Genomic DNA, 6,611 nt, shown 5'->3' on the forward strand with positions numbered 1-6,611 from the left:
TTGTCATAGGTTTCGGTGTCGTTGATCTCGGGCTCGGTCCCCTTCAGGACGGCATCGACCATGCCCACGGTGACGCGGGCCAGTTCGCGGGTGTCCTTGAAGATGGTCGAATACTGCTCGTCCGCCTGGATCGACTTGACCGACTGGACCTCGGCGTCCTGGCCGGTGACGATGGGCATCTGCATGTCGCCCGACCCATAGCCCACGCCCTTGAGCGAGGACAGGATGCCGATGGACAGCCCGTCATAGGGCGACAGCACCCCATGGACCTGCTTGTCGGCATAGTTCGAGGACAGAAGGTTGTCCATGCGCGCCTGCGCCACGGCCGGATCCCAGCGCAGCGTGCCCACGGTTTCCATGCCGGTCTGGCCAGACCCGATCACGATGGATCCGTCGTCGATCAGCGGCTGCAGGACCGACATCGCGCCGTCATAGAAGAAGAAGGCGTTGTTGTCGTCGGGGCTGCCGCCGAACAGTTCGACATTCCAGGGCTTCACGTCCGGGAAGCGTTCCTTCAGCCCGTCCACCAGGGTGGTCGCCTGCTGGACGCCGACCTTGAAGTTGTCGAAGGTCGCGTAATAATCGACATGTTCCGACCCGCGGATCAGGCGGTCATAGGCGATGACCTTGATGTCGGCGGCGGCGGCGTTTTCCAGGGCGTTCGACAGGGTCGTGCCGTCGATGGCGGCGATCACCAGGACATCGACGCCCTTGGTGATCATGTTCTCGACCTGGGCCAACTGGTTGGGGATGTCATCCTCGGCATATTGCAGGTCGGTATCATAGCCCGCTTCCTGCAACTGCTTGACCATGTTGTTGCCGTCGTCGATCCAGCGGGCCGACGATTTCGTCGGCATGGCGATGCCGATGGTTTCGGCCATGGCACCGGTCGCCAGCCACGAAACCCCGATCGCCAGCGCGACCGCAGCGGTTCTGAACTTCATCTGTATCCTCCCTGGCGCGGCGTCGCTGGCCGCGCATCCCTCATAGGTCAGAAAGATCTAGCGCAAAGGTGGCATGACAGTAAAATGAGAAAATAGCCGGCCTGGATAACCAAATAGATATGTCGTTTCGCGCGCTCAAACCCGCCCAACTTCGCCTGGTCCACGAGATCGCGCTGCACGGCCAGTTGCAGATGGCGGCCGACCAGCTGGCCATGACCCAGCCCGCAGCCTCGCGGATGCTGGCCGATGCCGAACGCCAGGTCGGCGCCGCCCTGTTCGTTCGCCAGCCCAAGGGGATGGAGCCGACCGAGATCGGCACCGCCGTGTTGCGGCGTGCCCGCGTCATCCTGCGCGAAATGGCCAGCATCGAGGCCGACGTGAACGCCCTGCGCGGGGGCTATGCCGGTTCGGTCCGGGTCGGCGCGGTGACGGGGCCTGCGATCAGCTATCTTGTCAGCGCGATCCGCAGCATCAAGGAAGAAAGCCCCGGCGCCGACATCACCGTGGACGTGATGCCCTCGCGAGAGTTGCTGATGCAGCTGGCGGCTGGCGAGATGGACTTCGTGCTGGGTCGCATCCTGCCGGATTTCGACAGCGACAGCTTCAACATCCTGCCCATGTCGGATGAAAAGGTGGCCCTGATGGCGCGTGCGGATCACCCGCTTGCCCGCGCGCAACTGGTTACGCTGACCGAACTGGCAAGCCAGGAATGGATCATGCAGCAGCGGGGCGCCCCCATCCGCGAGGCGACGCTGGCGGCCTTTGCAAGCGTGGGCCTGTCGGAACCCGCCAACATCGTCAACAGCCCGTCGCTTCTGCTGACGATTGCCTATCTGGCGCAAACCAACGCGATCACGCCGGTCTCGCACGAGGTGGCCGAGCTTCTGATCCAGCCGCCGGTCGGGGCGGGCTTCACCATCATCCCGACGCCCCGGCCCATTCGCGTGTCGCCCTATTTCCTGCTGGACCTGAAGCGCCGCCCCTTGTCGCCCTTGGGGAAACGCCTGCGGGACGCGGTGGCGCAGATGTCGCGCAGCCCGATCAGGAACGCGGCCGCGCTGTGACCTGCCGGCGCCGGGCGACCTCGTATGCGATGGCGCCGATGATGGTGGCGGCGATGATGACCAGGGCCAGGGCGTTGACGGCGGGGGTCAGGCCGGTGCGGACCTTGGTGGCGATGAAGACGGTCAGGGGCGTTTCAAAGCCGCGCACGAACAGGGTGGTGTTGTAGTTCTCGACCGATTGCAGGATCGCAAGTCCCCCGGATGCCAGAAGCGCAGGTCGCAGGAAGGGCAGCAGCACCCGGCGGAACACCATCACCCGCGACGCGCCCAGGCCAAGGGCCGCTTCCTCCTGCGTGCGGTCGAAGCGTTGCAGCCGCGCCATCACCATCAGCATCACATAGCAGATGATGAAGGTCGTCTGCGCCACCACGATCAGCGCGATTCCCCCGCCGACCCCAACCTGCCGCCACAGGATCAGCGTGGAAATCCCGATCACCACCCCCGGCGTCAGCAAGGGCGACACCATCACCGCATAGGCCACGCTGCGCGCCCGCGAATGCAGCGTCGTCAGAACCAGCGCGGCGGCCGTGCCCACCGGCAGCGCGACGATCACCACCAGCACCGCCACGATGGCCGAGGTCCAAAGCGCCCTCCACATCGCGGCATCCGCCCACATGGCGGAAAACCAGTCCATCGTCGTGCCCTGCCAGGGGATCACGGTGGGAAAGCGGCTGGTGTTGAAGGCCGCGACCGACATGATCAGCAGGGGCGCGAACAGATAGATCACGAAGGCCAGCAGATAGAGGACGAACAGGCCCCGGAAAATGCGATCCGCCGTCATTTCGCCACATCCGTCAGGTTGACCCGGAACAGCCGCAGCGTGACCAGCACCACCGCCAGGCACAGCACCAGAAGCGTCAGCGCATAGGCCGCGCCCCGGTTCCAGTCGCCCCCTTCGAAGAACCAGTTGTAGATGATCTCGGTGAACCAGCGGCTTCCCGGCGACCCCAGCAGCGCGGGCGCGACATAGGATCCGGCGGCCAGCATGAAGGTGAAGACGCAGCCCGTGGCGATGCCCGCCTTGGCATGGGGAATGACCACCCGCCAATGCGTCCGCCAGGTGGGCGATCCCAGATCCCGCGCGGCCTCGAGCTGCGACCGGTCGAGGCTTTCGATGGCGTTATAGATCGGCAGCAGCATGAACAGGATATAGGCATAGACCATCCCCGCCAGCACGCCGCCGTCGCCCTGCCAGCGGATCGGCGCGTCGATCAGCCCGATCCCCTGCAGCACCGCGTTCAGCGGCCCGCGATAGGCCAGGATGATGAACCAGGCCAGCGTCCGCAGAACCTCGTTGATGAAGAAGGGGATGATGACCAGCATCAGCGCGATGGACAACTGCCCCGGCGTTGCGCGCTGCGCCATCCAGAAGGCGATGGGATAGCAGACGACCAGCGTCAGCGCCGCGACCAGGGCGCTTGCCCAGACGGTCTTGAAGAAGATCGCGCGATGGACCCCTTCGTTCGCCAGATACAGGAAATTGTCCAGCGACCAGGTATCGGCCTCGGATCCGATCTGTGCGGGGGGCAGGTTCGGGCGCAGGGCATAGTCGATCATCATCAGGTTCGGCGCCAACACCATGGCCGCCAACCAGATCAGCACCAGCGACAAAAAGATCGTCGCCAAGCCCCCGCCGAAGCGCGCGTAAAGATCACGCATCGGCCAGCACCACCGCATGTTCGGGCGCGAAGAAGAAGCTGGCATCCGTCCCGGGCGCGGGGGCATCGGCCAGCCGGGTCGAAGGCACCGCCGCCGTCAGCGCCGCCCCGTCGGAAAACTGGCCGTGGACCAGGGCAAAGGCGCCCTCGAAATCCATGCGGCTGACGCGGGCGCGCAGGGTATTGGCGCCGACGCCGGGCACCAGCGCCTCGGGGCGGACATAAAGCGTCGCGGCCTGCCCGATGGCCAGGGTTCCATCCGCGCGCCCGTGCAGCGGCCCAAGTGCGGTATCGACCCGCGCCACGCCATCGCCGATGGCGCTGACCCGGCCCTTGATCGCATTCGTCTCGCCCACGAAGCTGGCGACGAAGGGGGTTGCGGGGTTGTCGTAAAGCTGGCGCGGCGTGGCAACCTGCTGCAGCAGGCCCGCCGACATCACCGCCACGCGGTCGGACATGGCCAGCGCCTCGGACTGGTCATGGGTGATATAGATGAAGGTGACGCCCGTGCGCTTCTGCAGGGCGCGCAGTTCCGCCCGCATGTGCTGGCGCAGCTTCAGGTCCAGCGCAGACAGGGGTTCGTCCAGCAGCAGGACATCGGGTTCGACAGCCAGCGCGCGGGCGATGGCGACACGCTGGCGCTGCCCGCCGGACAGTTCGCCCGGCATCCGGTCGCCGTATCCTTCCAGCGCGATCAGGCGCAGCAGGTCATCGGCGCGCTTGCGACGCTCGGCCTTGCCCATGCCGCGCGCCTCCAGCCCGAAGGCGATGTTTTCCCAGACCGGCATCAGCGGGAACAGGGCCAGCGACTGGAAGATCATCGCGGTCGGCCGCTGGTTCGGGCCAAGCCCGCGCATGTCGCGCCCGCCGATCAGCACGCGCCCCTCGGTCGGCTCCAGGAACCCCGCGATCATCCGCAGGATCGTGGTCTTGCCGCAGCCCGAGGGTCCGAGGATCGAAAAGAACTCGCCCGCCCCGACCGTGAAGGACACGTCGCTGACCGCGCGCGTCGAACCGAAACTCATCCCGATCCCGTCAAGCTCGACCGAATGCGACATCCATCCCCCGTGTGTTCTTGGTGGGGACAGGGGCTGCCCCCTGTCCCATGCGTCATCAGGCCGACAGGAAGCGGTCCTGGTATTCGTTGCGCTTGGTGATGTACCAGCTTTCCTGGATCGGCCACCACCACAGTTTCTCCAACGCGTCACCCGGATAGGCGGCGGCGAAGAAGGCCTTGGCCTCGTCCGACAGCAGGTCGGCCGACCCGACGGCGGTCGAGTTGATCGAGGTGGCGTTGGTGTACATCGCCCCCGCTTCCGGCGTCAGGAACCAGTTGATGAAGGCATAGGCGTTGTCCAGGTTCTCGGCCCCGGCCGGGATCGAAAGCCCTTCCATCCAGGCCAGCGCGCCTTCCTTGGGCGCGACAAAGCCCACCGGCAGCCCTTCCTTGGACAGGGCGGCGGCGGTCGAATCCCAGGTCTGGCCCACGGCCGCGCCATTGACGCGGAAGGCGCCCTGGGCCTCGTTCTCGTTGTTCCAGAACTGGATGATGTTGCCCTTGCGGGCCACGGCCTCGGCCAGGATCACGTCGAAGATCTCGACCTGCGCCTCGGGGCTGGTGAAGGCGTCCAGCAGCGGGCGCGGCAGCTTGCCTTCGGCTTCCAGCCACAGGCCTAGGCCCACCAGCGCGGAATGGGCGCGCACGGTGGCCTTGCCCGCCGCCGATTCGCCCCAGATATCGCCATAGGAGGCCTGGCCGTATTCCAGCGGCATCTGGTCGCGGTCGAAAGCCACGGCCTCGGTGCCCCAGTCGGTCGGCACCTGGTAACGCTTGCCGTCCACCACCGCGCCCAGGTTGGTCGAATTTTCCCAGGCGCTTGGCAGGACCTTCGCCACCTCGATCTTGGATTCGTCCAAGGGCTGGACCAGGCCGAATTCGACATAGTTCGGGACCCGGTCCACGGTCGGCCAGATCAGGTCGAAGCCGCCGCCATTGTTGGCGCGCAACTGGTTCAGCAATTCGTCATTCGTGCCATAGCCGGTATAGTTCGGCTTGATTCCCGTGGCCTTTTCAAAGGCGCCCAGGATTTCGTCGTTCAGATAGCCCGACCAGGCGAAGATGTTCACCGTGCCCGAGCCTTGGGCAAAGCCCGGACGCGCCACCAGCGGCGCGGCCAGGGCCAGGCCCGCGGCGGCACCCGCGCCCTTCAGAAGCCCGCGGCGATCAAGTCTGCTCATGTCTAACAACCCCCAATAGCGCCGTCCGGCAGGGCCTTTTCCCTGGAACGGCAGGAACCTGACCGTCCGCCCCCATGGGCGCCGGTCAACCGCCCCGAAGCATATCCCTGCCGCGTGACAGGTCAAAGCCTCTTTGATCTTTCACCGAAAATTCCGGCCGCTCTATTGTCGCGACAACAGGGCGGCGGGCCGGGAACGGGCCAGGGCCTGCGCGATCAGCCCGGTCAGCACCGCCTTGACGATGTCGCCCGGAACAAAGGCCGTGACCAGGACCGCGCATTCCGCCAGGGTCTTGTCCAACGCGATCGACATGCCGACGATGCCGAAGCCATACATCACCAGAATGCCGCCGATGATCGAGGCCAGCGCGACCGTGACCGCCAGCGGCCCGCTGCGCAGCCGTTCCACGATCAGGCCGATGACGAAGGCCGCGACCGGCCAGCCCAGGAAAAAGCCCGAGGTCGGCGCGACAAAGGCCCCCAGCCCTCCGCGCCCGCCCGCCAGCAGCGGCAGGCCCAGCGCCACCAGCGCCATGAACAGCAGCACGGCCAGCGCGCCGCGTTTCGCGCCCAGGATCGCGCCCGCCAGCATCACCCCCATGCTTTGCGCGGTGATCGGCACGCCGAAGCCCAGCGTCAGGCTGGGGATCAGCCCCAGGGCTGCGATCAGCGCCGCGAACAGCGCGATCCGGGTCATGTCGCGTTCCA

Annotated in this window: 7 protein-coding genes; 1 reads left to right on the top strand and 6 read right to left on the bottom strand. The window is 66.1% G+C overall.

Annotation, left to right across the window (positions count from 1 at the left end):
• Window positions 1-944, bottom strand: a 944-nt coding sequence (gene chvE / locus CK944_RS20930) for a multiple monosaccharide ABC transporter substrate-binding protein (protein WP_103174995.1), incomplete at its 3' end; no start/stop codon positions are given.
• A 119-nt stretch (window positions 945-1,063) separates the two neighbouring features.
• Between chvE and CK944_RS20935 the strand changes: the two genes are divergently transcribed.
• Window positions 1,064-2,008, top strand: a complete 945-nt coding sequence (locus CK944_RS20935) for a LysR family transcriptional regulator (RefSeq protein WP_103174996.1) — start codon at window positions 1,064-1,066, stop codon at window positions 2,006-2,008.
• On the opposite strand, the gene CK944_RS20940 is transcribed toward CK944_RS20935, so the two are convergent.
• The 5 genes from CK944_RS20940 to CK944_RS20960 form a co-directional block, all read right to left on the bottom strand.
• Complete coding sequence (locus CK944_RS20940) at window positions 1,986-2,789, bottom strand: ABC transporter permease (RefSeq protein ID WP_103174997.1); 804 nt, start codon at window positions 2,787-2,789, stop codon at window positions 1,986-1,988. The two genes, CK944_RS20935 and CK944_RS20940, sit on opposite strands and share 23 nt — an antisense overlap.
• A complete protein-coding gene (locus CK944_RS20945; protein ID WP_103174998.1) occupies window positions 2,786-3,667 on the bottom strand; it encodes an ABC transporter permease in 882 nt (293 codons plus the stop codon). The genes CK944_RS20940 and CK944_RS20945 overlap by 4 nt, the downstream gene beginning before the upstream one ends.
• The gene (locus tag CK944_RS20950) at window positions 3,660-4,724 is read right to left on the bottom strand and encodes an ABC transporter ATP-binding protein (protein ID WP_103174999.1); all 1,065 of its coding nucleotides are present in this window, start codon (window positions 4,722-4,724) and stop codon (window positions 3,660-3,662) included. Before CK944_RS20950 ends, CK944_RS20945 begins: the two co-directional genes overlap by 8 nt.
• A gap of 55 nt (window positions 4,725-4,779) precedes the next feature.
• On the bottom strand, window positions 4,780-5,904 hold the full coding sequence (locus CK944_RS20955; protein ID WP_103175000.1) for an extracellular solute-binding protein: 1,125 nt from the start codon (window positions 5,902-5,904) through the stop codon (window positions 4,780-4,782).
• 162 nt (window positions 5,905-6,066) lie between these two features.
• On the bottom strand, window positions 6,067-6,611 hold a 545-nt coding region (locus CK944_RS20960), incomplete at its 5' end, for a biotin transporter BioY (RefSeq protein WP_103175001.1).

The sequence above is a fragment of the Paracoccus sp. SY genome (assembly GCF_002901215.1).
Taxonomy (GTDB): domain Bacteria; phylum Pseudomonadota; class Alphaproteobacteria; order Rhodobacterales; family Rhodobacteraceae; genus Paracoccus; species Paracoccus acridae.